Below are 20800 nucleotides of genomic sequence, written 5' to 3'. Positions count from 1 at the left end.
GTAGGTCGGTGCCGGGTCAGGCACTCTCGAGAGCGACGACCGGCTTCGAGGTGGGCTGCTTGGAACCGCCCTGGGGCTCGATCGTGATGCCGACGGTGTCGCCCTTCACGAGGTCGCCCTGGAGCACCTGGGTGACCGTGTTGGAGGACGCCTGGACGGTGCCGGCCGACTTGATGCTGCCGCCCTTGATGTACCAGAGCTGGTAGGTCTTCGAGTCGGGCAGGGCCGAGACGCCGTCGAGGACGACGACGGAGCGCTTGAGGTCGTTCGACCAGTAGAGCGAGGCCGTGCCGCCGGTGGAGATGTCGGACGAGGTGTGACGGACGTCGGAGGCGGCGAGGATCTGCGAGGCCTCCGCACTCGTCGTGTCCTGAGCGGTGATGCCGCCGTTCTGCGCCGGCTGGTTGAGCAGGGCGCCGCCGCCGAAGAAGAGACCGGCAGCAGCGGCCGCACCGACCAGCAGGACCGCAGGACGCATGAACCAGCGCTGGCGGGCCAGCGGGATCGGCTCGAGGATCTCGGCGGAGTGCGAGGAGGACCCTGCGGGCGACGCGTCGGCATCGCGGCGGGGGCCGTTATCGTGCGCGTCGAGTCTGGGGAGCTGCGGCGTGGAATCGAGGAGGTCCATGATGCTGGCCCGGAGACCGGCGGAAGGCTGGACGGGTTCGACGGCGCGGCCGAGCAGCAGTGCGGTGTCGTTCAATTCAGCCACCTCCGTTCTGATCTCGTGCGAGCCGGCCATGCGGCTCTCGAATGCTGTTCTCTCGTCATCGCTGAGTGCGTTCAGCGCGTAGGCACCGGACAGGTCGTCGGTGTCGATGTCGCGGGGGCCTGAGCCCGACGTCGAGCCGTGCTTGCTCATGACGCCACTCCTAGTTCGTCGCGCAGACGGATCATTCCGTCGCGCAGTCTCGTCTTGACCGTCCCGATCGGGACGTGCAGCATGCGAGAGACCTCGCTGTGCGTGTAGCCGCCGTAGTAGGCGAGTGTGACCGCCTGCCGCTGCAGCTCGGTGAGTCGACCGAGGGCCCGTTCGACCCTCTCGTGCTCGATGCGGATCTCGACCTGCTCGGTGACCGAGTCGTAGTCGGTCTCGAAGTCGCGGATGCCGATCTTGGTGTCGCGGTCGCGGCTCGACTGGCTGGCGCGCACCCGGTCGACCGCTCGGCGGTGGGCCATCGTGAGCATCCAGCTCGCAGCGCCGCCCTTGTTGTGGTCGAAGCGGCTCGCGGTCTGCCAGATCTCGAGGAAGACCTCCTGCGTGACCTCCTCCGACTGGGAGTGGTCTTTGAGGAGGCGCTTGATCAGGCCGAGCACACGCGGGGCCGTCAGGTCGTAGAGCTGAGCGAATGCCTGGCGGTCGCCGTCGGCCACGCGCTCGAGCAGCTCCTCTGGCGAGGAGGCGACGTCGCGGTCGCGCTCGGGGGTGTCGCTGTCTTGGCTCACGAGTTCCAGCATGTCAGGTCGCACCTCCATCCGCACTTCGGTCGCTTGACGCCGTTACCGTGGTGGTCCTCCCGTGCCGAGACCGTCTGGGATGGCAATCACGCCCGGTCGACACGAGAGGCCCACCTCGGTGGACCGGGCACAGGGGCACGATCCGGCGAAGATGCAGATTCCGCGGTGTTTCTCTCGGAAGGTGTTCGGCACCGGTGCCCGGGGGGATTGGAAGTCCGTCGGATTTTCTGCGGGAGGCGCAGGATCGGGGTCGCGCGGCCGTTAAAAGAGAAGCGCCGGGCCGCAGAACGCCTCTCGGCGCGAGGCCGCTCGGAGCGGCGAATTTTGGAGCCCGGGGTTACTGCGGCCCGGCATGCTCTACTGTAGCGACCCGCGGCGGGGTCTTCCCGGGCGTCCGCGCGGAGCGAAATCGGGTTGCGTGGGCGCGCCGGGCGAGTGCGGCGCCCGCCTCAGTCGAGGCTGCCGTCGCGCTCCAGGGCCGCGCAGGCGGTGAGGTCGACGGCGAGCTCCGAGAGGCGGAGGGCCCGTCGGGTCAGCTCGATGGAGCGGTCGGGCTCGATGACGTCGAGGTCGTCGGCCACGGAGGTGGCTCCGGCCGAGGCCAGTCGGCAGAACGCGGCGCCGCGCGCGAGCGCGAGGGCGAAGTCGCCGGCGAAGACCCCGCGCAGGATCTGGTCGGCGAGCTCGAGGATCTCCTCCGGGCTCGCCGGTGCCGGGGCGCCGGCGACGAGCTGGTCGATCGACTCGGTGATCCGGACGCCGCGCTCGAACAGGTAGGTGATGTCGTCGGGGCTCTGGCGGATGACGGCCCGCATGAGGTAGATGCGCCAGAGGGCGCCCGGCAGGCTGTGCGCGGTCGCGCCGGCCCAGAGCTCGGCGAGGGCGTCGATGCCGTTCGCGTCGGTGAACGCCACCAGCCGGTCGAGGATCTCGGGCGTGGGGTCGTTCCGCACGCGGGCGAGCAGGGCGCTGGCCGACTCGTGGGCGACCCGGTGCATGACCGCAGGATCGTCGCCGCCCTTGAACGCCTCGAACTCATGGCCGGAGAACTGCGCGGGACGGTGGAAGTCGCGGGGGCTCATTGCCTCGAGGGTAGTCGCCGCAGCCGCGCCCGCGCCGACTCCGCACGCCTTCCGCCCTTGCTAGGCTTGGGGTCTGCGCGCCCCGTGCGCGCGGGGGCCTCTAGCTCAGTTGGTAGAGCATCGGACTTTTAATCCGTTGGTCGTCGGTTCGAGCCCGACGGGGCCCACGGATGACAGATGGCGCCCTCTCGGGCGCCATCTGTCATTTGTGGGCCCCGTCTCGTCGAGGACCGACCGGGAGTGGGCCCCCGGAGCCGGTCACGACGCGACGCGCCAGCGGCGTGGCGTCCGTGCCCCGGGGATCGAGCCCGACGGGGCCCACCTCACGGGAACGGCGCCGCAGGACGGCAGCGGCACCAGTCCGCGGACTGGCGCGGGTGCCGACGAGCCCCGCCGATCGGGCGTCAAGCCCGCTGCTGCGGCCCCGCCTTCCCGGGCGTCACCTTCGCGGTGTCGGCGACGTCGATCCTGGTCACGCCGGACGGCGACTCCGACACCTCGATGCGCGGGGCGGCGTCCGACTCGTCCGACTTCGGCGCCCGGGTCAGCTGGTCGTGCCGCTTCTCCTCGAACGTCATGCCGTCGGAGTCGGAGCCGGCACCTGAGTCGCTGTCGCTGCTGGTCGGATCGGTCGTGCCGTCGTCGGAGGTCATGCCCCGAGGCTAGAGCAGCCGGCGGCGGTCGGCCTGGGACGGCCGGGGCGGATCCTGCACGGTCGGACGCCCGAGAGCACGGGTGCTGCGCGTCAGGCGGTCGGCCCCGAGTACGTCACGCCCCACGAGCCCATCCAGGTCTCGCCCTCGTCGAGCCAGCGAAGCCCCTCGCCGCTGGCCAGGGCGTTGGCGGGCGCGGTCATCGGCTCGGCGGCGATCGCGAGACCCTTGACGCCGTCGCGCGGGAAGTTCCGCGGCGTGAAGACCTGCACGTAGGGGAACGACTCGTCTTGCCACATCGTGGTGCTGCTGCCATCGGGCGCGGTGAGGCGGGTGCGGCGGCGACCGTCGTCGTCTTGCGCGATGTCGCGGTAGCCGGCGTCGATGTCGAGGTCGCCGACGAGCGGCGAGTTCCGCAGGTCGAACACGGTGCCGTCGACGGGTGCCGTGCCGACGGGGATGCTTCGCACGTTGGTCTCGAAGCGGGTCGCGGCGTCGAGGGTGACCGTCAGCGTCGCAGGATCGTGCGCCCCCACCCGGAGGAACGGGTGCGACCCGACGGCGAACGGCGCGCGGCCGGGGCCCCGACCGGTGATGGTGTGGGTCACGACGAGGCCGTCCTCGACGAGCTCGTGCCGGACGGTGGTGTCGAGGCGGAACGGGAAGCCGTGCTGCGGGAAGACCGAGGCGGCCTGGGTGACGGCGTGCTCCTCGACCTCGATCGCGCGGTAGGCGGTGTAGCGGAGGAGGCCGTGGCTCGCGTTGCCCTTCGCGACCTCCGTGATGTCGAGCTGCTGGGGCGTGCCGTCGAGGGTCCAGCTGCCGCCATCGACGCGGTTGGGCCACGGCACCAGCGTGATGCCGGCGGCCGAGGGCGGCGTCTCGTGCTCGGCGAAGGTCTCGGCGACGGCCGACCCGTCGACCTCGAGCGCGCGGAGCCCGGCCGCGACCTCGGTCACGATCGCCGTGACGGTGTGGCCGCCGGAGGTCAGACGGAGGTGGTACTGCTCGCCGGTGGGCGGTGCTGTCTCGGTCATGTCGCTTGCTCCTTCGTGGGGCGGTCTCGGTCGTCGTCGGCGTCGGCCTCGATGACGGTCAGGCCGGCCTGCCGGAGCGCACTCACCATCTCGGGCTCGGCTGCGGCGGTGATGAGGCCCTCGAAGCGCTCGAGGGGGCCGATCACGCCGAGGTGCGCCTCCCCCATCTTGCCCCCGTCGGCGACGACGAAGGACCGTTTCGCGACCTTGGCCATCAGCCTCTTGAGATCGGTCTCGGGGAGGTTCACGTTCGTGACGCCGTGCCGGACGTCGACGCCCGTGCAGCCGATGAAGGCGACGTCGGCCGTGATGCCCTCGAGGACCGTCGCCGCCAGGGGGTTCACGAGCGAGTGCTGGAGCGGACGCAGGGTGCCGCCGGTGACGATGACGGTGAACCGCGGCACCAGCTGCTCGAGGGTCAGCGCGATGACGAGGCTGTTGGTGACGACCGTGACCCCAATGAGGTCGGTGCGCTCGAGCAGGGCCTCGGCGATCTGCGTGGTCGTGGTGCCGACGTCGAGCACGACGCACTGCCCGTCGCGGACGAGCGCGGCGGCCCGCCTGCCGATGGCGCGCTTGGCGTCGACGCCGACGGTCTCGACCTCCTCGAACGAGCGCTCGACCGGCGACTGCTCGACCGACATCGCGCCGCCGTGGACCCGCACGAGGCGTCCGAGCGACGCCAGCGCGTCGAAGTCGCTGCGGATCGTCACCTCGGAGGTGCCGAGCTCGCGGGCCAGGTCGGTCGTCCGGGCGAAGCCGTGCGACTCGACGACCGCGACGATGCGGTCGCGCCGTCTCGAGGGCGGCACGGCAGCCGGAACCCCGGCGGGCGCAGGATGCTCGGACCGACTGGATTCCATTCGTCCAGTTTCGTATACTTTCATTTGCTTTCGCAATCCCAACACCCTCTCCGGAAGAGTGCTCCATGAATCAGATCGTCAAACGGTCGACCACCCTCGCGGACGGCCGCGAGCTCATCTACTTCGACGACGCCGACACGACGCTGTCGCCGGAGCGGAAGCCCGACCTCCGCGCTCTCGACCCTCGGCCCGAGACCGCGACGATGCGGCAGGACGTCCTCACGGGCGAGTGGGTGTCGATCGCCGCGTCGCGGCAGAACCGGGCGTTCCTGCCCCCCGCCGAGCTCGACCCGCTCGCGCCGGCGTCGGCGACGAACCCGTCCGAGATCCCCGACGTCTACGACGTGGCCGTGTTCGAGAACCGCTCGCCGTCGTTCGGCCCGCTGCTGCCGGGCGTGCCCGACGCTCCGGCGGGGCTCGACGGCGCACAGGATCTCGACGCCCCGCAGGGTCTCGACGATCTCCGCACCCTCGGCCTCGGCCGCACCCGCACCTCCGTCGGCCGCTGCGAGGTCATCTGCTTCAGCCCCGAGACGTACGGCTCGTTCGCGAGCCTCTCCGAGTCGCGGGCCCGCACCGTCGTCGAGGCCTGGGCCGACCGCACCGAGGCGCTCAGCGCGCTGCCCGGCATCCAGCAGGTGTTCCCGTTCGAGAACCGCGGCGAGGCCATCGGCGTGACGCTCCACCACCCGCACGGCCAGATCTACGCCTACCCCTACGTCACCCCTCGCACCACGCGCCTCCTGCAGAGCATCGAGCAGTACGGCCCGACGCTCTTCGCCGACATCCTCGAGACCGAGCGCTCCGGCCCCCGCGTCGTGCTCGCCGGCGAGCACTTCACGGCCTTCGTGCCGTTCGCCGCGCGCTGGCCCGTCGAGGTGCACCTCCTGCCGCACCGGCAGGTGCCCGACATCGCAGCCCTGTCGAGCGACGAGCGCGACGAGCTCGCGGTGATGTACCGGACGATCCTGCGCGGGCTCGACCGCCTGTACGACGACCCGACGCCCTACATCGCCGCCTGGCACCAGGCCCCCGTGAACGTCGGGCGCGACACCGTGCGGCTGATGCTGCAGATCACGTCGCCGCGTCGGGCCGCGACCAAGCTGAAGTTCCTGGCAGGATCCGAGGCGGCGATGGGAGCCTGGATCGGCGACCTCGTCCCCGAGCAGTCCGCCGCCCTGATCCGAGAGGCCATCGAACGCGCATGAGCACCACCTCCCCCTCTTTCAGCGACGTCTTCGACACCGAGGTCGTCGGCCGCTGGGCAGCCCCCGGCCGCGTCAACCTGATCGGCGAGCACACCGACTACAACGACGGCTTCGTGCTGCCCCTGGCGATCGACCGCTCGACGACCATCACGGTCGGGCGACGCGACGACCGTCTGCTGCGGGTGGCCTCCACCTTCGAGAGCGGAGTGCACGAGGCGTCTCTCGACGCTCTCGATCCTGCGTCCATGGACGGCTGGTCGGCGTACGTCTTCGGCATCGCGTGGGCGCTGCGCGAGAAGCTGCCCGAGGTCGCCGGCGACGCCGGGACCGCGGCCGACCTCTCCGCAGCGTTCGGGCTCGACATCCTCGTCGAGTCGGACGTGCCCGTGGGCGCGGGCCTGTCGTCGTCCGCCGCCATCGAGTGCGCCGTCGCCGTGGCCCTGGCCGACCTCTGGAGCCTCGAGGTGACGCGGCCGTTCCTGGCCTCCGTCGGGCAGTACTCCGAGAACCACGCCGTCGGCGCCCCCACCGGCATCATGGACCAGTCGGCCTCCCTCCTCGGCCGCGCCGACTCCGCGGTCTTCCTCGACTGCCGGAGCCTCGACGCCGAGGTCATCGACCTGGGCTTCGAGAAGGCCGGGCTCGAGCTGCTCGTCGTCGACACGCGCGTCGAGCACGCGCACGCCACCGGCGGGTACGTCGACCGCCGAGCCTCCTGTGAGCGAGGGGCCGCCGCTCTCGGCGTCTCGTCGCTCCGAGACCTCGACGTGGACGACCTGCCCCGCGCTCAGGAGGTGCTCGACGACGAGACGTTCCGCCGGGTGCGCCACGTCATCACCGAGAACCAGCGCGTGCTCGACACGGTCCGCACGCTGCGCCTCGAGGGGCCCGGCGCCATCGGTGCTCTCCTCGACGCGTCGCACGTGTCGATGCGAGACGACTTCGAGATCTCGGTGCCCGAGCTCGACCTCGCCGTGTCGACCGCGCAGGCGAACGGTGCCGTCGGCGCCCGGATGACCGGCGGCGGTTTCGGCGGCGCCGCGATCGCGCTCGTGCCGACGGCCGCGCGCGACGGGATCGCCTCGGCCGTGCTCGCCGCGTTCGCTGCGGCCGGCTACACCGAGCCGACGATCTTCGTGGTGCACGCTGCCGACGGGGCGCACCGGCTGTAGCTGCCGGCCTGCCTGCCCTGCCCGCTCTCCTGCCGGGCCCCGCTAAACCCTCCCGATCGGCCGCGCCGGTGGTCCTAGGACCACCGCGACAGCCGAACGGGAGGGTTTTGCGTCGGGCGGAGCGGGCGAGGCGGGCGAGGCGGGCGGGGCGGGCGACAGCAGGAGCGCCGCAGCTACCGCCGCAGACGCCGCTCGGCAGCCTCCACCACGTTGGCGAGGAGCATCGCGCGCGTCATCGGCCCGACGCCGCCGGGCACCGGCGACAGGAAGCCCGCGACAGAGGCGACCTCGGGGTCGACGTCGCCGCGGAGGCGGTACTTGCCGGTCTCCTCGTTCAGCACCCGCGTGATGCCGACGTCGATGACGGCCGCACCGGGCTTGACCCAGTCGGCCTTCACGAGGCCCGCGACCCCCGCAGCCGCGACGACGATGTCGGCCCGCCGCACCTCGGCGGCGACGTCGACGGTGCGCGAGTGGGTGAGCGTCGCGGTGGCCTCGAGCCGCGTGAGCAGGAGGCCGAGCGGCCGCCCGACGGTGAGGCCCTGGCCGATGATGGTGACGTGGCTCCCGGCGATCGGGATGTCGTACGCCTGCAGCATCTGGACGATGCCGCGCGGAGTGCAGGGCAGCGGGGTGTCGATGCTGCCCTTGCCGCCGGGCACGGCGAGCACGAGCTCGCCGAGGTTCACCGGGTGGAGTCCGTCGGCGTCTTTCAGCGGGTCCATCAGCTCGAGCATGGCCGTGGGGTCGATCCCCTCGGGCAGCGGGAGCTGGATGATGAACGCCGTCACCAGCGGGTTGTTGTTCATGAACGTGATGGCGTCGCGGATGTCCTTCTCGGACGCCGTCTCGGGCAGGTCGAGCCGGATCGACTCGATGCCGACCTCGGCGCAGTCGCGGTGCTTGCCCGCGACGTACGACAGCGAGCCGGGGTTCGATCCGACCAGGATCGTGCCGAGGCCGGGGTGGATGCCCGCGGCCTTCAGGATCGCGACGCGCTCGCGCAGGTCGTCTTTCACTCCGGCCGCGAGGGCGGTGCCGTCGATGGTGACGGCCCTCCCCGCGCCGGTGGCGGTGGTGACCACGCCCGGCCTACGCGTAGAGCGGGAACGCGGTGGTCAGCACCTTGACGCGCGCGGCGAGAGCCTCGAGGTCGGGCTCCGGCATCAGGGTCAGCGCGATGATGTCGGCGACCTCGCGGAACTCGTCGTCGCCGAAGCCGCGGGTGGCGAGCGCCGGCGTGCCGATGCGGACGCCCGAGGTGGTCATCGGCGGGCGAGGGTCCCACGGCACGGAGTTGCGGTTGACAGTGATGCCGACCTCGTGGAGGAGGTTCTCGGCCTGTTTGCCGTCGACGTCGCTGGCGCGCAGGTCGACGAGCACGAGGTGCACGTCGGTGCCCCCGGTCAGGACGTCGACGCCGGCGGCCTTGGCGTCGTCGGCGGTGAGACGCTCGGCCAGGATGCGCGCACCGCGGATGGTGCGCTCCTGGCGGTCTTTGAACTCGGGCTCCATGGCGAGCTTGAACGCGGTGGCCTTGGCGGCGATCACGTGCATCAGCGGGCCGCCCTGCTGGCCGGGGAAGACGGCCGAGTTGAGCTTCTTGTAGAGCGACTCGTCGCTTGAGAGGATCAGGCCCGAGCGCGGACCGGCGAGGGTCTTGTGCACGGTGGTCGAGACGACGTGCGCGTGCGGCACGGGCGACGGGTGGAGACCCGCGGCGACGAGCCCGGCGAAGTGGGCCATGTCGACCCAGAGGTACGCGCCGACCTCGTCGGCGATGGCGCGGAAGGCGGCGAAGTCGAGCTGGCGGGGGTAGGCCGACCAGCCGGCGATGATGACCTTCGGCTTGTGCTCGAGGGCCTGCTTCCGGACGACCTCCATGTCGATGAGGTAGCTCTCGGGGTCGACCTCGTAGGCGACGGCGTTGTAGAGCTTGCCCGAGAAGTTGAGCTTCATGCCGTGCGTGAGGTGGCCACCGTGCGAGAGCTCGAGGCCGAGGATGGTGTCGCCGGGGGCGGCGATCGCCGAGAGGACGGCGGCGTTGGCCTGCGCGCCGGAGTGCGGCTGGACGTTGGCGAAGCCGGCGCCGAACAGCTTCTTGGCGCGCTCGATGGCGAGGTTCTCGGCGATGTCGACGAACTCGCAGCCGCCGTAGTAGCGGCGGCCGGGGTAGCCCTCGGCGTACTTGTTGGTCAGCACAGAGCCCTGCGACTCGAGGATGGCGCGCGGGACGAAGTTCTCGCTCGCGATCATCTCGAGGTAGTCGCGCTGCCGGCCGAGCTCCTGCTCGAGGACGGCGGCGATCTCGGGGTCGACGACCGAGAGGGGCTCGTTGAAGGTGGTGGGCTGGCGATCGGTGGTGACGGTCATGCGATGACACTCCTCTGCACGGTGGTGTGGCGCCCCTGCGGATGCAGGAGCGTTGCAGCAGCGGCCCAGGCGTACGGCCGCTGACCGTGTCGGTCGCTCCCCGGTGGTTGACCACCCGAACGCCAGTCGCGACCGGTCCAGCATAACGAATCGCAGCGCGACCTCTCAAGGAAACCGTGCCACCCTGGAGGGGTGAGCATGACCCTCGACGAGACCGATCTCCGGCGGCTCGTGGCACCCGACGTCCCGTGGGTGACCCTCGTCTGGGACGACCCGGTCAACCTGATGTCGTACGTCTCCTACGTCTTCCGCACGTACTTCGGCTTCGAGCGCAAGGAGGCCGAGCGGCTGATGATGCAGGTGCACACGAAGGGCAGGGCGGTGGTCGCCACGGGGGCCCGCGAGCAGATGGAGCTCCACGTCGAGGCGCTGCACGGCTACGGCCTCTGGGCCACCGTGTCGAAGGCCGACGAGTGATCCTGCCGTTCCAGCACAGGCGCGACGGCGTCCACCTCTCGCTGGCGGAGAACGAGCGGACCCTGCTGCGCGACCTGGCCGAGCAGCTGGTGACGCTCCTCGAGGGTCAGGACGACCACGATCCTGCGCTCGAACGACTGCTGCCGCCCGGCTACACGGGCGACGACGAGGCGGGAGCCGAGTTCCGGCGGCTGACCGTCGACGACCTGACCGCCGGCAAGATCGCCAACGCCAGGGCTCTCATCGCCTCGATCGACACAGACCGGCGCACCCCTCTCGCCCCCGAGGCGGCGCAGGCGTGGCTCCGGTCGCTCACCGACCTCCGGCTGACGCTCGGCTCGCGGCTGGGCGTGACGAACGACGGCGTCCCGCATCCTGCAGACCGCTCCGGCCTCGTGCTCCGCGACGTGTACGAGTGGCTCGGCTACGTGCAGGAGTCGCTGGTCCGCGCCCTCGACCGCTAGGACGGGCGCAGGATCAGCGGGGCCCCCGCGCGGCCCGAGCCGCCCGCGCCGCCCGCCTCGCCGCCTTCCTCCGCCGGTCGCGGACGACGAGCACCCGGTCGGACACGACGAAGACCGCCAGGACGACGACGGCGATCACGATGTAGAGCCGCGGCAGCGCTCCGAGGCCCGCGCCCGACAGGACGAAGCCGCCGATCAGCGCGCCGCCGCCGATGCCGGCATTGAACGAGCTCGTGTAGAACGAGTTCGAGATGTCGCGGATGCGTGCCGGTGCGAGCTGCAGGAGCCGCACCTGGAGGAGCGGCGGCAGGGCTCCGAAGGTGACGCCGAGGACGACGAAGACGACGAACGAGGGCACGGCCGACCCCTCGAATACGAGGAGCCCGACGACCGTCAGCGCGACCAGGGCCATCAGCACGGGGATGGCGACCGCGGGCCGTCGCCCGAGCGCGAGCCCGACGAGGAGCAGGCCGACCGCCCCCGCGATGCCGTAGGCGAAGAGCGCGACGCTGAGGCTCGACGACGAGAGGCCGCTCGACCGCTCGAGGAACGGCGCGATGTAGGTGTAGAGCGAGTAGTGCCCGACCATGAAGACGCCGGTGACGATGCAGCTGAGGACGACACCGAGCACGCTCGCGTCGAGGAGCTCGCGGGTCGTGCCGCCGTTCCGGACGATCGAGATCGATCCGGTCGCGAGGGCTCCGGGCCCGAGCGGCGTCGCCCCCGTCATGGCCTGGCTGGCCTGGAGGCGGAACTCCTCCGCGTCGGCCGCTCCCGAGCCGACGTCGGGCAGCAGCCGCCAGACGAGCGCGGCCCCGGCGACCATCAGGACCGCCAGGATCCCGAAGGCGACCCGCCAGCCGACCGCCTGCCCGAGGGCCGTGCCGAGGGGCACGCCGAGCACGAACGCCAGGGTGCCGCCGCTCGACGAGACGGCGAGCGCCCGGCCGACCTGGTCGGGCGGCACGAGGTGGGCGGCGTAGGCGCCGGTGATGGCCCAGAACACCCCGTGGGCGAGGCCGCCGAGGATGCGGGCGGCGACCATCAGGCCGTAGGTCGGCGCGAGCGCTGTGCCGACCGCGCCGACGGCGAGGACGACGATCAGGCCGACCAGGAGGCGGTGCCTCGGGAAGCGGGACGTCAGCTGCGTGAGCACGGGCGAGGTGAAGACGACGGTGAAGGCGAAGACCGACACGAGGAGGCCGACGGACGACTCGCTGACGCCCAGGTCTCCGCCCATCTCGGGCAGGAGCCCGGTCGGCAGCATCTCGCCGGAGATCGACAGGAAGGACGCCACGGCGAGCGCGATGAGGCCTGCCCACGGGAAGCGGAGAGCGGTGTTCGTCGTCACCGGAAGAGCCTATCGGCGGGCCCAGCCGCCGGGCGGGGATCCGGCCGCCGAGCGGGTCTCCAGCCGCCGCGAGTACACCGAGAGCATGCCTCCCGAGCCGAAGACCTGCCGATCCTGCGGTCGCCGCATCGAGTGGCGGGCGAAGTGGGAGAAGAACTGGGACGAGGTCGCGTACTGCAGCGACGCGTGCCGGAGTCGCAAGGTCACGCGGGTCGACAAGGCCCTCGAGGAGAGCATCCGGACCCTGCTGTCGAAGCGCGCCGCCACGTCGACGATCTGTCCGTCGGACGCCGCCCGCGACGTGTTCGACGGCGAGGGCGACGGGTGGCGCGAGCTGATGGAGCCGGCGCGTCGGGCCGCGAGGCGGCTGGTCGCGGCGGGCGAGGTCGACATCACGCAGGGCGGGTCGGTGATCGACCCCTCGACGGCCAAGGGGCCGATCCGCATCCGGCGGCACCGGGCCTGAGACGAGGCGGCCGCCCGACTAGGTTGGTCGGGTGCGACGAGTGAGGATCCCCCGCCCGTGGCTCGCGGTCCTCGCCGTCTACGCGGCCTCCCGGGTCGTCTCGACGCTGCTGCTCGGCGCGGTGTTCCTCCTGGCCACGGCGAAGGGCTGGACCTTCGCGAGCTACCGGGCGCACCCGACGTTCTTCACCTTCTCGGGGTCCTGGGACGCCTCGGCGTACAAGACCATCGCCGAGCACGGCTACCCGACGAGCCTCCCCCTCGACGCGAGCGGGAACGTCCTGCCGAACCCGTGGGCGTTCCTGCCGGTGTTCCCGGGGATCGTGCGCGCGGTGACCGGCGTGACGGGGCTCGGCTTCTACCCGGCGGGCGTCGCGGTGGCGACCGTCTCCGGGTTCGGGGCGGCGCTGATGCTGTACCGGCTGCTGATCCTGCGCGTGCCCTCCCGGAGGGCGCTCTTCGCGGTGGTGCTGTTCACGGTCGGGCCGATGGGGTTCCTGCTGCAGACGGCGTACGCGGAGAGCGCGTTCCTGTTCTTCCTGTTCGCGGCCCTGTGGTGCCTGCTGTCGCGCCGGTACCTGCTGCTGATCCCGTTCGCGGTGGTGGCGGCGTTCACCCGCCCCGGCGTGCTCGCCCTCGCGCTGACGCTCGGAGTGCACCTCGTGGTGCGGATCGTGGCTGCGCGCCGCGGACGCGAGGCGCTCCCGGCGGGTCAAGCGATCGGCATCGTCGCGGCCGGAGCCGTCACGGCGGCGGCCGGTCTCGTCTGGCCTCTGATCGCGACGGCCGTGACACACCGCCCGGACGCGTACCTCGACACCGAGCTGTCGTGGTGGACCGGCTTCGTCGGCCGCCGGCACTTCGCACCGCTGACGCCGTGGTTCGTCATGGCGTCGACCTACCTCTCCTGGGGCGGGGTCGTGCTGGTCCTCGCCGTCGTCGCGGCGGGCGCCGTCTGGCTGACGCGGCCGTCGTCGAGAGCGCTCGGGCACGAGATCGTCGGCTTCACGGGGTCTTACTGGCTGTACCTCGTCGCGGTCTTCCTGCCGCAGCAGAGCCTCGTCCGGCTGATGATGCCGGTGGCGCCCCTCCTCGGCAGCTCCGTGTTCTCCGAGACGAGGGCGCGCAGGATCGCCTCGGTGTCGACGGCGGTCGGGCTCCAGGCGGTCGCGGTGGTCCTGCTCTGGTTCGTGGGGTATCCGTGAGGCGGGGCCCGCGGTCGGCAGAATCGCACGCGCTGACCGTGCTCGACCGGGCCCTCGGCGAACGGCGAGGGCGTACCGTCGAGTGATGCTCGTCCTCCTCGACCTCGACAACACGCTCGTCGACCGCGACTCCGCATTCGCCACCTGGGTGCACGGGCTCGCCCGCGACGAGGGGGCCGACGAGGCCGCGGCCAGTCGCGTCCTCGAGGTCGACGACAGCGGCTACGGCGAGCGCGACGACGTCGCCGCCGCCATCCGCCGCGAGTTCGGCGTCACCGACGACGACGAGACCCTCCTCGACCGGATGCGCCACGAGCACGTCGAGCACGTCGAGCTCCACGACGGCGTCACCCGCGCCCTCGAGGCCCTCGCCGGCCGGGGCGTCGACATCGCGGTGCTGACCAACGGCAACGTGAAGCAGCAGACGATGAAGCTCGAGCACGTCGGGCTCGCCCACCTCGTCGACGGCGCCGTGATCTCCGAGAGCGCCGGCCTCGAGAAGCCCGACCCCGAGATCTTCCGGAGGGCCGTCGAGGGCCGCGGCGCGAGCGTCGACGACGCCTGGATGGTGGGCGACAACGTCGACGCCGACATCCGCGGAGCCCAGGAGGCCGGCCTCCGCACCGGCTGGGTCTCCCTCGGCCGAGACTGGCCGGGCGGAGCCGCACCCACTGTCCAGGCGGCGTCGACCGCCGAGGTGCTGGCGAGGATTGCCGATACCCTGGAACCGTGACCGCCACGCCCCGAGAAGAGACGCACCGGACGCTGACTCTCGTCTGCGAGGACCGACCGGGGATCGTCCACGCGATCAGCGGCGCCGTCGTCCAGGCGGGCGGCAACATCACGGAGTCGCAGCAGTTCTCGAGCGACGACACCGGCACCTTCTTCATGCGCCTGCAGGTGGTCTCCTCGTCGGGCCACGACGCCTTCGTGGCGGCCCTCTCGCCGGTGGCCGAGCGCTACGCGATGGAGTGGAAGCTCGACGTCGTCGGCCGCCCGCTCCGCACCCTGGTGCTGGCGAGCCGCGCGGCCCACTGCGTGAACGACCTCCTGTTCCGGCAGCGCGCGGGCCAGCTCCCCGTCGAGATCCCCCTGGTCCTGGCGAACCACCCCGACCTGTCCGAGCTCGCCGCCTTCTACGGCGTCCCGTTCGAGCACCGCGCCGTCGTCGGCCCCGACCAGAAGGCCGAGTTCGAGCGCAGGATCCTGGAGGTCGTCGACCAGGAGGACATCGAGCTGGTGGTCCTGGCCCGGTACATGCAGATCCTGAGCCCCGAGCTCTGCGCCGCGCTCGAGGGCCGGGCGATCAACATCCACCACTCGTTCCTGCCCGGCTTCAAGGGTGCGAACCCGTACCGGCAGGCGCACGCCCGCGGCGTCAAGCTCATCGGCGCCACAGCCCACTTCGTGACCAGCGACCTCGACGAGGGCCCGATCATCGAGCAGAACGTCGTCCGCGTCGACCACACGCGCTCCGCCTCCGACCTCGTCGCAATCGGTCAGGACGAGGAGTCGCGCACCCTCACGCAGGCCGTCCGCTGGTTCGCCGAAGACCGCGTGCTCCTCGACGGCGCCCGGACGATCGTCTTCCGGTAGGCATGCCCGTGTTCGACACCCCCAGAAGGCGGCCCGGTCGGGGCGGCGGCGGCAGCGGCCAGCCGATCAAGGCCAACGACGTGCTGCGCTTCTTCCTCGAGCTGTTCGCCTTCTTCAGCCTCGGCTTCTGGGGCTACCTCGCCTGGCCGTTCCCGTTCCCCGGAGTCTTCTTCCTGATCGGGGCTCCGCTGTTCGCGATGGTCCTGTGGGGGCTCTTCCGCTCGCCCCGGGCTCCGATCAAGAACGACCCGGTGGGGAAGGCCGTCGTCGAGATCGCCGTCATGGGGTCGGCCGTCTACGCGTGGTTCAGCCTCGGCTACCCCCTCGTCGGTGCCGTCTTCGGCGTTCTCGCGCTCGTGTCCGGGATCGTCGCGTTCCGGCGGGAGAACGCCGCGTGACGACGACGCTCCTGACCGACGTCACCGCGCTCGACGCCCGGGGCGAGATGCCGGGGGCGTGGATCCTGCTCGACGGCGACTCCATCGCGGCGGTCGGCGGCGCGGGCGACGCCCTGCCCGGGGCCGACGAGACCGTCGGGGCGGGCGGCGCGGTCGTGACGCCCGGCCTGATCGACCTGCACGGGCACGGCGGCGCGGGTCGCTCGTTCGACGACGGGGTCGACGCCATCCGGGCCGCCACGGCGTTCCACCGCGAGAGCGGCACGACCCGCAGCGTGATCAGCCTGGTGGCCAATCCGACGGACGCCCTCAGCCGCTCGCTCGAGGCCGTCGCGGAGGTCGCGAGGGCTGACGAGACCGTGCTCGGCGCCCACCTCGAGGGGCCGTTCCTGTCGCCGGGCAATGCCGGGGCGCATCACCCCGGCTTTCTGACCTCCCCGGATCCTGCGCTCGTCGACGCCCTTCTCGGCGCCTCGCGGGGAGTGCTCCGGCAGGTGACGATCGCGCCCGAGCTGCCGGGCGCCCTCGACGCGATCAGCCGGTTCGTCGACGCGGGCGTCCGTGTCGGGCTCGGCCACACCACGGCCGACGTCGACCAGGCGCGAGCCGGGTTCGACCGCGGCGCGACGCTGCTCACCCACGCCTTCAACGCCATGCCGGGCATCCACCACCGGGCGCCCGGGCCGATCGTCGCGGCGCTCGACGACGAGCGGGTCACGCTCGAGCTGATCCTCGACGGCGTCCACGTCGACCCGCGCGTCGCCCGGCTGCTCTTCGACGCAGCGCCGTCGCGGGTCGCGCTCATCACCGACGCCATGGCCGCGGCCGGAGCCGCCGACGGCCACTACCGGCTGGGCGCCCTCGACGTGACCGTCGACGCCGGCACCGCTCTCGTCACCGGGACGACCACGATCGCAGGATCGACCCTCACCCAGGATGCCGCGCTCCGCCTGGCGCTCTCGGCTGTCGGCCTGTCGCCGCGCGAGGCCGTCGAGGCCCTGACGCTCACGCCGGCCAGAGCCCTCGGCCTCGACGGGCGGCTCGGCCTCCTGGAGCCCGGCTTCGCGGGCGACCTCGTCGTCTGGAGCGCCGAGTGGCAGCCGGTCCGCGTCTGGGCGGGCGGAGTGCCGGTCCCGTCGCGGCACCAGGTCGACCGGGCCGGCTGAGCGCTCAGGTGGGCTGAGCGCTCACATCCCTCGTCTGGCATGATCGGGAGATGACGACGAAGTCAGTGCTCGTGATCGGCGGAACCGGCCAGATCAGCGCCGCGTGCGTCCGCGAGGCCTCGGCCCGCGGGCTGAGCGTCGCCGTCCTCAACCGGGGCTCCACGAGTCACCGCGTCCTCCCCGACGGCGTCGAGACGATCACGGCCGATGTCCGCGACGAGGACGCCACTCGCAGGGCCCTCGCGGGCCGCCGCTTCGACAGCGTCGCCGACTTCCTGACGTTCACTCCCGTGCAGGCGGAGGCCGCCGTCCGGCTCTTCGGCACGATCAGCGCGCAGTACGTGTTCATCAGCTCGGCCTCGGCCTATCAGAAGCCCCCGCAGCGGCTGCCGATCGGCGAGGCCACCCCGCTCTTCAACCCGTACTCGCAGTACGCGCGCGACAAGATCGCGAGCGAGCGGCTCCTCCGGCACGCCCACGGGGCCGGCAGGATCAGCGTCACCTGCGTCCGCCCGTCGACCACCTACGACCGCACCCGGGTGCCGCTCCTCGGCGGCTGGACCGTCATCGACCGGCTCCGGCGCGGCCTCCCCATCGTCCTGCACGGCGACGGGACGTCGCCGTGGGCGATCACCCACTCCGACGACTTCGCCCGCGCCTTCGTCGGCCTCCTCGGATCCGGCGAGGCCGTCGGCGAGGCCTTCAACATCATGTCGCCGGAGCTCCTCACCTGGAACACCATCGCCCTCGACCTGGCGGACGCGGCGGGCGTGGAGGTGCCGCACATCGTCCACCGCACGACCAGCGACCTCGTCGAGGCGGCGCCCGAGTGGGACGCGAGCCTCCGCGGCGACCGGAGCCATCCCGCGATCTTCGACACCTCGAAGATCCGCGCGGTCGTCCCCGACTGGGAGCCGCGGATCCCCTTCGCCGAGGGAGCCCGCCAGATCGTCCGGTGGCACGACCAGGATGCCGAGCGGCGCACGGTCGACCCCCGGATCGACGCCCTGTACGACCGCCTGATCGCGACCGCTCCCCGCGCCGAGGCGACGCAGAGCGCCTGAACGCCGTGTGGGCTCAGTGCGCGCCGGCGCACGAGTGAGTCGCGAGCCGGTGTCCCCCGAAGTCCCGACTGCGCCCGGACCCCTCCCGGAACTACCCTCGGGGGCATGAAGTCGGAGCGCCGTCGGGTCTGGGAGCGCATCGCGATCGTCTCGGGGATGGTCGGCGGTCTGCTCCTCGTCGCCGCGCTGACGCTGATGCTCACCCCGGCCCCGATCCTGGCCTCGGCCGTCTGCCTTCCGGTCGGCCTCGTCGGGCTCGTCTTCGGCATCGTGCTGACCCTGTCGCTCCGCCGTGGTGTCGCCGACGACTCCTGGCCGCGGTCGGGTCGCAAGGCGCCGCGCTAGCGGGACCCCTACCCCGCTGGCTGCCCGCACCCCCTCCGGCCTCGCCGCGAGGGGGTGCTCGGCGTGCGGGGCGCAGTGGTCGGCTCGTGCGTAGGCGCGCACAGTCGCAGGCGCAGGATCAGGCCCCGACGCCCGCAGCCATCCAGCTCTGGCCGAGCACCTGCTCCCGGTAGCGCTCGCGCGCCCCGACCGGCGCACCCGCCCGCTCGAGCGCGAGCAGGCCCGCGCCGAGGAGCGGCGGCACGCTGACCACCCTGGTCGTCGCCCGCGGCGCCCGCTCGGCGAGCCCGGCGTCGATGGCGCGCAGGAGGAGCGGGTGCCGGGCCGCGAGGACGCCGCCGCCGAGGACCACGGGGACAGGGCTCCGCAAGAGGTCGAGCCGCCGGAGCGCGGTGACGGTCATCGTGACGATCTCCTCCGCTTGGCGCTCGACGACCGAGGTCGCGACCGCGTCGCCCTGCGCCGCAGCCGCGAAGAGCACCGGGCTCAGGTGCGAGACGACGAGCGGGTCGAGGCGGCCGAAGTGGAGCGCCTCGGTGACCTCGCGGACCGTCGCGAGCCCGAGAGCCGCCGGGACGTCCGTCTCGAGCCGCGTCGCCGGGCCTCGGCCGTCCTCCGAACGGGCCGCGTGCCAGAGCGTCCGGCCGCCGAGATAGGAGCCGCCGCCCCAGTCGCCCGAGATGTCGCCGAGCGCCGGGAACCGGGCGGTCGCGCCGTCGCACCGCACCCCGATCGCGTTGATGCCGGTCCCGCAGATGACGGCCACCGCATCCTGCCCGGACGCCTCGCCGTCGGTGAGCCCGCCGCGGAGCAGCGCGAACAGGTCGTTGTCGACGACGTCCGGCGACCAGTGGGCGAGAGCGATCTCGGCGGCGGCGATCTCGGCGGGGAGGTCGAGGCCCGAGAGGTAGACGTGCGTCTCGACGACCCTGGACGGACCGCCGCGCTCGAGCTCCTCGAGCACCGCCCCGCGCAGGCCGTCGAGCACCGCCGTCGCGACGTCGAGCCCGAGCACCTGCGGGTTCGAGCCGGAGCCGCGCGCGTGCCCGACCAGCTCGCCGTCGAGGGCGACCGCGACGACGTCGGTCTTCGTGCCGCCGCCGTCGACGGCGAGGACGACCGGCCGCGCGTCGCCCCCGGTGCCGGCGGTCATCGCGCCCAGGCCAGGTGCTCCGCGTTCTCCGCGAGCAGCAGGTCGGTCATCCTCTCGGCCTTCTCGAACTGGCCGACGAGCGGGTGAGCGAGGAGGGCGCGCACGATCCTGTCGCGCCCGCCGTGCACCGCCGCCTCGAGGGCGAGACGCTCGTAGGAGGCCACGTGCGAGACGAGCCCCTGCATGTCGGCAGGCAGCGGGTCGATCGGAAGGGCCCTGAGTCCTGCGGAGCCGACGACGGTCGGCACCTCGATCACGTGGTCGTCGGGCAGGAACGGCATCGTCCCGTCGTTCCGCACGTTGAGCACCTGCGTGTCGCCGCGGTCGGTCGTCAGCGACGCGAGGACGTTGACGGCCGCGTCGGAGTAGTACGCACCGCCGCGCGACTCGAGCTCGACCGGCTTCGTGTCGACGGCAGGATCGGCGTACTTCGTCAGCAGGGCGCGCTCGGTCTGGTACACGATCTGCGCCCGGGTCGGCTCGAACAGCTGCTCGCGGAGCACCTCGTCGTGGGCGTAGTAGTAGCGGAGGTAGTACGAGGGCAGGGCCTGCTGCATCACGAGCTGCCGCGGGTCGGCGTGGACCGAGACGGCGGTCTCGTCGAGATGGTCGCGGAGCAGCGACGGGAGGACGTCCTCCTCGACTCCGCCTCTCGTGACGTGGACGCCGCGCTCCCAGGTGAGGTGGTTGAGCCCGACGTGGTCGAGCCGGACGGCCGACGGGTCGACGCCGTACCGGTCGGCGTATCGCCGCTGGAACCCGATCGCCACGTTGCAGAGGCCGACGGCCCGGTGCCCGGCCTCGAGCAGCGCGCGCGTCACGATCCCGACCGGGTTCGTGAAGTCGACGATCCAGGCGTCCGGCTTGGCGTACTTCCGCACCATCTCGGCCGCCTCGAGGACCACGGGGACGGTCCGGAGCGCCTTGGCGAAACCGCCGGGGCCGGTCGTCTCCTGTCCGATGCAGCAGAGCGCGTGCGGGAACGTCTCGTCGCCGTGCCTGGCCTGCTGGCCGCCGACGCGGAGCTGGAACATGACGGCGTCGGCGTCCTCGACACCGGCGCGGAGATCGTCGGTGACGTGGATGCGACCCGGGTGGCCGGCACGCGCGAACATCCTGCGCGAGATCCCGCCGATGAGCTCCCGCCGCTCCGGATCGGGGTCGACGAGCCAGAGCTCGTCGATGGGCAGCTCGTCTCGGAGCCTCGAGAATCCGTCCACGAGCTCGGGGGTGTAGGTCGAGCCTCCCCCGACGACGGTGAGTTTCATGG

At 72.1% G+C, this 20800-nt stretch carries 23 protein-coding genes, 1 tRNA gene and 1 riboswitch; of the genes, 13 read left to right on the top strand and 11 right to left on the bottom strand.

Translation table 11 applies throughout. The annotated features are described in order from the left end of the window. Positions 1-16 precede the first annotated feature (16 nt). From ABD733_RS10715 to ABD733_RS10705, 3 genes are all read right to left on the bottom strand, one after another. The gene (locus tag ABD733_RS10715) at positions 17-862 is read right to left on the bottom strand and encodes an anti-sigma factor (RefSeq protein WP_344795829.1); all 846 of its coding nucleotides are present in this window, start codon (positions 860-862) and stop codon (positions 17-19) included. Continuing rightward, on the bottom strand, positions 859-1458 hold the full coding sequence (gene sigK / locus ABD733_RS10710) for an ECF RNA polymerase sigma factor SigK (protein WP_344795827.1): 600 nt from the start codon (positions 1456-1458) through the stop codon (positions 859-861). Before sigK ends, ABD733_RS10715 begins: the two co-directional genes overlap by 4 nt. A gap of 449 nt (positions 1459-1907) precedes the next feature. Beyond that, positions 1908-2540 (bottom strand): DNA-directed RNA polymerase subunit beta, encoded by a 633-nt coding sequence (locus tag ABD733_RS10705; RefSeq protein ID WP_344795825.1) that lies wholly within the window; start codon positions 2538-2540, stop codon positions 1908-1910. Between the two features lie 94 nt (positions 2541-2634). Between ABD733_RS10705 and ABD733_RS10700 the strand changes: the two genes are divergently transcribed. Continuing rightward, positions 2635-2707: transfer RNA gene (locus ABD733_RS10700), tRNA-Lys, on the top strand. A gap of 237 nt (positions 2708-2944) precedes the next feature. Here ABD733_RS10700 and ABD733_RS10695 read toward each other — a convergent pair. From ABD733_RS10695 to ABD733_RS10685, 3 genes are all read right to left on the bottom strand, one after another. Then, on the bottom strand, positions 2945-3193 hold the full coding sequence (locus ABD733_RS10695; protein ID WP_344795823.1) for a hypothetical protein: 249 nt from the start codon (positions 3191-3193) through the stop codon (positions 2945-2947). Positions 3194-3285: 92 nt separating this feature from the next. Continuing rightward, on the bottom strand, positions 3286-4230 hold the full coding sequence (locus ABD733_RS10690; RefSeq protein WP_344795821.1) for an aldose 1-epimerase family protein: 945 nt from the start codon (positions 4228-4230) through the stop codon (positions 3286-3288). Then, positions 4227-5093 carry a DeoR/GlpR family DNA-binding transcription regulator gene (locus ABD733_RS10685; protein ID WP_344795819.1) on the bottom strand — a complete coding sequence of 289 codons (867 nt, stop codon included), beginning with the start codon at positions 5091-5093 and terminating at the stop codon, positions 4227-4229. Before ABD733_RS10685 ends, ABD733_RS10690 begins: the two co-directional genes overlap by 4 nt. 65 nt (positions 5094-5158) lie before the next feature. Here ABD733_RS10685 and galT point away from each other — a divergent pair, with 65 nt between their 5' ends. Next, positions 5159-6301, top strand: coding sequence for a galactose-1-phosphate uridylyltransferase (gene galT, locus ABD733_RS10680; RefSeq protein ID WP_344795817.1), 1143 nt, complete (start codon positions 5159-5161; stop codon positions 6299-6301). Further along, the gene (gene galK / locus ABD733_RS10675; protein ID WP_344795815.1) at positions 6298-7473 is read left to right on the top strand and encodes a galactokinase; all 1176 of its coding nucleotides are present in this window, start codon (positions 6298-6300) and stop codon (positions 7471-7473) included. Before galT ends, galK begins: the two co-directional genes overlap by 4 nt. 173 nt (positions 7474-7646) lie before the next feature. Here galK and ABD733_RS10670 read toward each other — a convergent pair whose 3' ends face one another. Then, on the bottom strand, positions 7647-8558 hold the full coding sequence (locus tag ABD733_RS10670; RefSeq protein WP_344795813.1) for a bifunctional methylenetetrahydrofolate dehydrogenase/methenyltetrahydrofolate cyclohydrolase: 912 nt from the start codon (positions 8556-8558) through the stop codon (positions 7647-7649). A 7-nt stretch (positions 8559-8565) separates the two neighbouring features. Next, entirely contained in the window at positions 8566-9846 is a 1281-nt protein-coding gene (gene glyA / locus ABD733_RS10665; protein ID WP_344795811.1) for a serine hydroxymethyltransferase, read from the bottom strand. Positions 9847-9902: 56 nt separating this feature from the next. After that, positions 9903-9986, bottom strand: a riboswitch (ZMP/ZTP riboswitch). A gap of 58 nt (positions 9987-10044) precedes the next feature. On the opposite strand from glyA, the gene clpS reads away from it, so the two are divergent. Together clpS and ABD733_RS10655 are read left to right on the top strand one after the other, a co-directional pair. After that, positions 10045-10323, top strand: a complete 279-nt coding sequence (clpS, locus tag ABD733_RS10660; RefSeq protein ID WP_344795809.1) for an ATP-dependent Clp protease adapter ClpS — start codon at positions 10045-10047, stop codon at positions 10321-10323. Beyond that, on the top strand, positions 10320-10787 hold the full coding sequence (locus ABD733_RS10655) for a DUF2017 domain-containing protein (protein WP_344795808.1): 468 nt from the start codon (positions 10320-10322) through the stop codon (positions 10785-10787). The genes clpS and ABD733_RS10655 overlap by 4 nt, the downstream gene beginning before the upstream one ends. Positions 10788-10800: 13 nt before the next feature. Here ABD733_RS10655 and ABD733_RS10650 read toward each other — a convergent pair whose 3' ends face one another. Further along, a complete protein-coding gene (locus tag ABD733_RS10650) occupies positions 10801-12138 on the bottom strand; it encodes an MFS transporter (RefSeq protein ID WP_344795806.1) in 1338 nt (445 codons plus the stop codon). 85 nt (positions 12139-12223) lie between these two features. Between ABD733_RS10650 and ABD733_RS10645 the strand changes: the two genes are divergently transcribed. The 8 genes from ABD733_RS10645 to ABD733_RS10610 all read left to right on the top strand — a co-directional run bounded on the left by ABD733_RS10645 (position 12224) and on the right by ABD733_RS10610 (position 18377). Then, positions 12224-12604, top strand: a complete 381-nt coding sequence (locus tag ABD733_RS10645) for a DUF3253 domain-containing protein (protein WP_344795804.1) — start codon at positions 12224-12226, stop codon at positions 12602-12604. Between the two features lie 40 nt (positions 12605-12644). Further along, positions 12645-13808, top strand: a complete 1164-nt coding sequence (locus tag ABD733_RS10640) for a hypothetical protein (RefSeq protein ID WP_344795802.1) — start codon at positions 12645-12647, stop codon at positions 13806-13808. An 85-nt stretch (positions 13809-13893) separates the two neighbouring features. Next, on the top strand, positions 13894-14541 hold the full coding sequence (locus ABD733_RS10635; protein ID WP_344795800.1) for an HAD family hydrolase: 648 nt from the start codon (positions 13894-13896) through the stop codon (positions 14539-14541). After that, on the top strand, positions 14538-15404 hold the full coding sequence (purU, locus tag ABD733_RS10630; protein ID WP_344795798.1) for a formyltetrahydrofolate deformylase: 867 nt from the start codon (positions 14538-14540) through the stop codon (positions 15402-15404). The genes ABD733_RS10635 and purU overlap by 4 nt, the downstream gene beginning before the upstream one ends. A gap of 8 nt (positions 15405-15412) precedes the next feature. Beyond that, positions 15413-15802 (top strand): YrdB family protein, encoded by a 390-nt coding sequence (locus tag ABD733_RS10625; protein WP_344795796.1) that lies wholly within the window; start codon positions 15413-15415, stop codon positions 15800-15802. Next, positions 15799-16968, top strand: coding sequence for an N-acetylglucosamine-6-phosphate deacetylase (gene nagA / locus ABD733_RS10620; RefSeq protein WP_344795794.1), 1170 nt, complete (start codon positions 15799-15801; stop codon positions 16966-16968). Before ABD733_RS10625 ends, nagA begins: the two co-directional genes overlap by 4 nt. A 50-nt stretch (positions 16969-17018) precedes the next feature. Beyond that, positions 17019-18032 carry an NAD-dependent epimerase/dehydratase family protein gene (locus ABD733_RS10615; protein WP_344795792.1) on the top strand — a complete coding sequence of 338 codons (1014 nt, stop codon included), beginning with the start codon at positions 17019-17021 and terminating at the stop codon, positions 18030-18032. 105 nt (positions 18033-18137) lie between these two features. Further along, positions 18138-18377, top strand: a complete 240-nt coding sequence (locus ABD733_RS10610) for a hypothetical protein (protein WP_344795790.1) — start codon at positions 18138-18140, stop codon at positions 18375-18377. 118 nt (positions 18378-18495) lie between these two features. Here ABD733_RS10610 and ABD733_RS10605 read toward each other — a convergent pair whose 3' ends face one another. Next, the gene (locus ABD733_RS10605) at positions 18496-19530 is read right to left on the bottom strand and encodes an N-acetylglucosamine kinase (protein WP_344795788.1); all 1035 of its coding nucleotides are present in this window, start codon (positions 19528-19530) and stop codon (positions 18496-18498) included. After that, positions 19527-20798, bottom strand: a complete 1272-nt coding sequence (locus ABD733_RS10600) for a 6-phospho-beta-glucosidase (protein ID WP_344795786.1) — start codon at positions 20796-20798, stop codon at positions 19527-19529. Before ABD733_RS10600 ends, ABD733_RS10605 begins: the two co-directional genes overlap by 4 nt. Positions 20799-20800: the final 2 nt, after the last annotated feature.

It is taken from the genome of Frondihabitans peucedani, assembly GCF_039537585.1.
Taxonomy (GTDB): domain Bacteria; phylum Actinomycetota; class Actinomycetes; order Actinomycetales; family Microbacteriaceae; genus Frondihabitans; species Frondihabitans peucedani.
The sequence above is the reverse complement of the archived record's forward strand: the minus strand, read 5'-3'. Positions and strand labels throughout refer to the sequence as shown.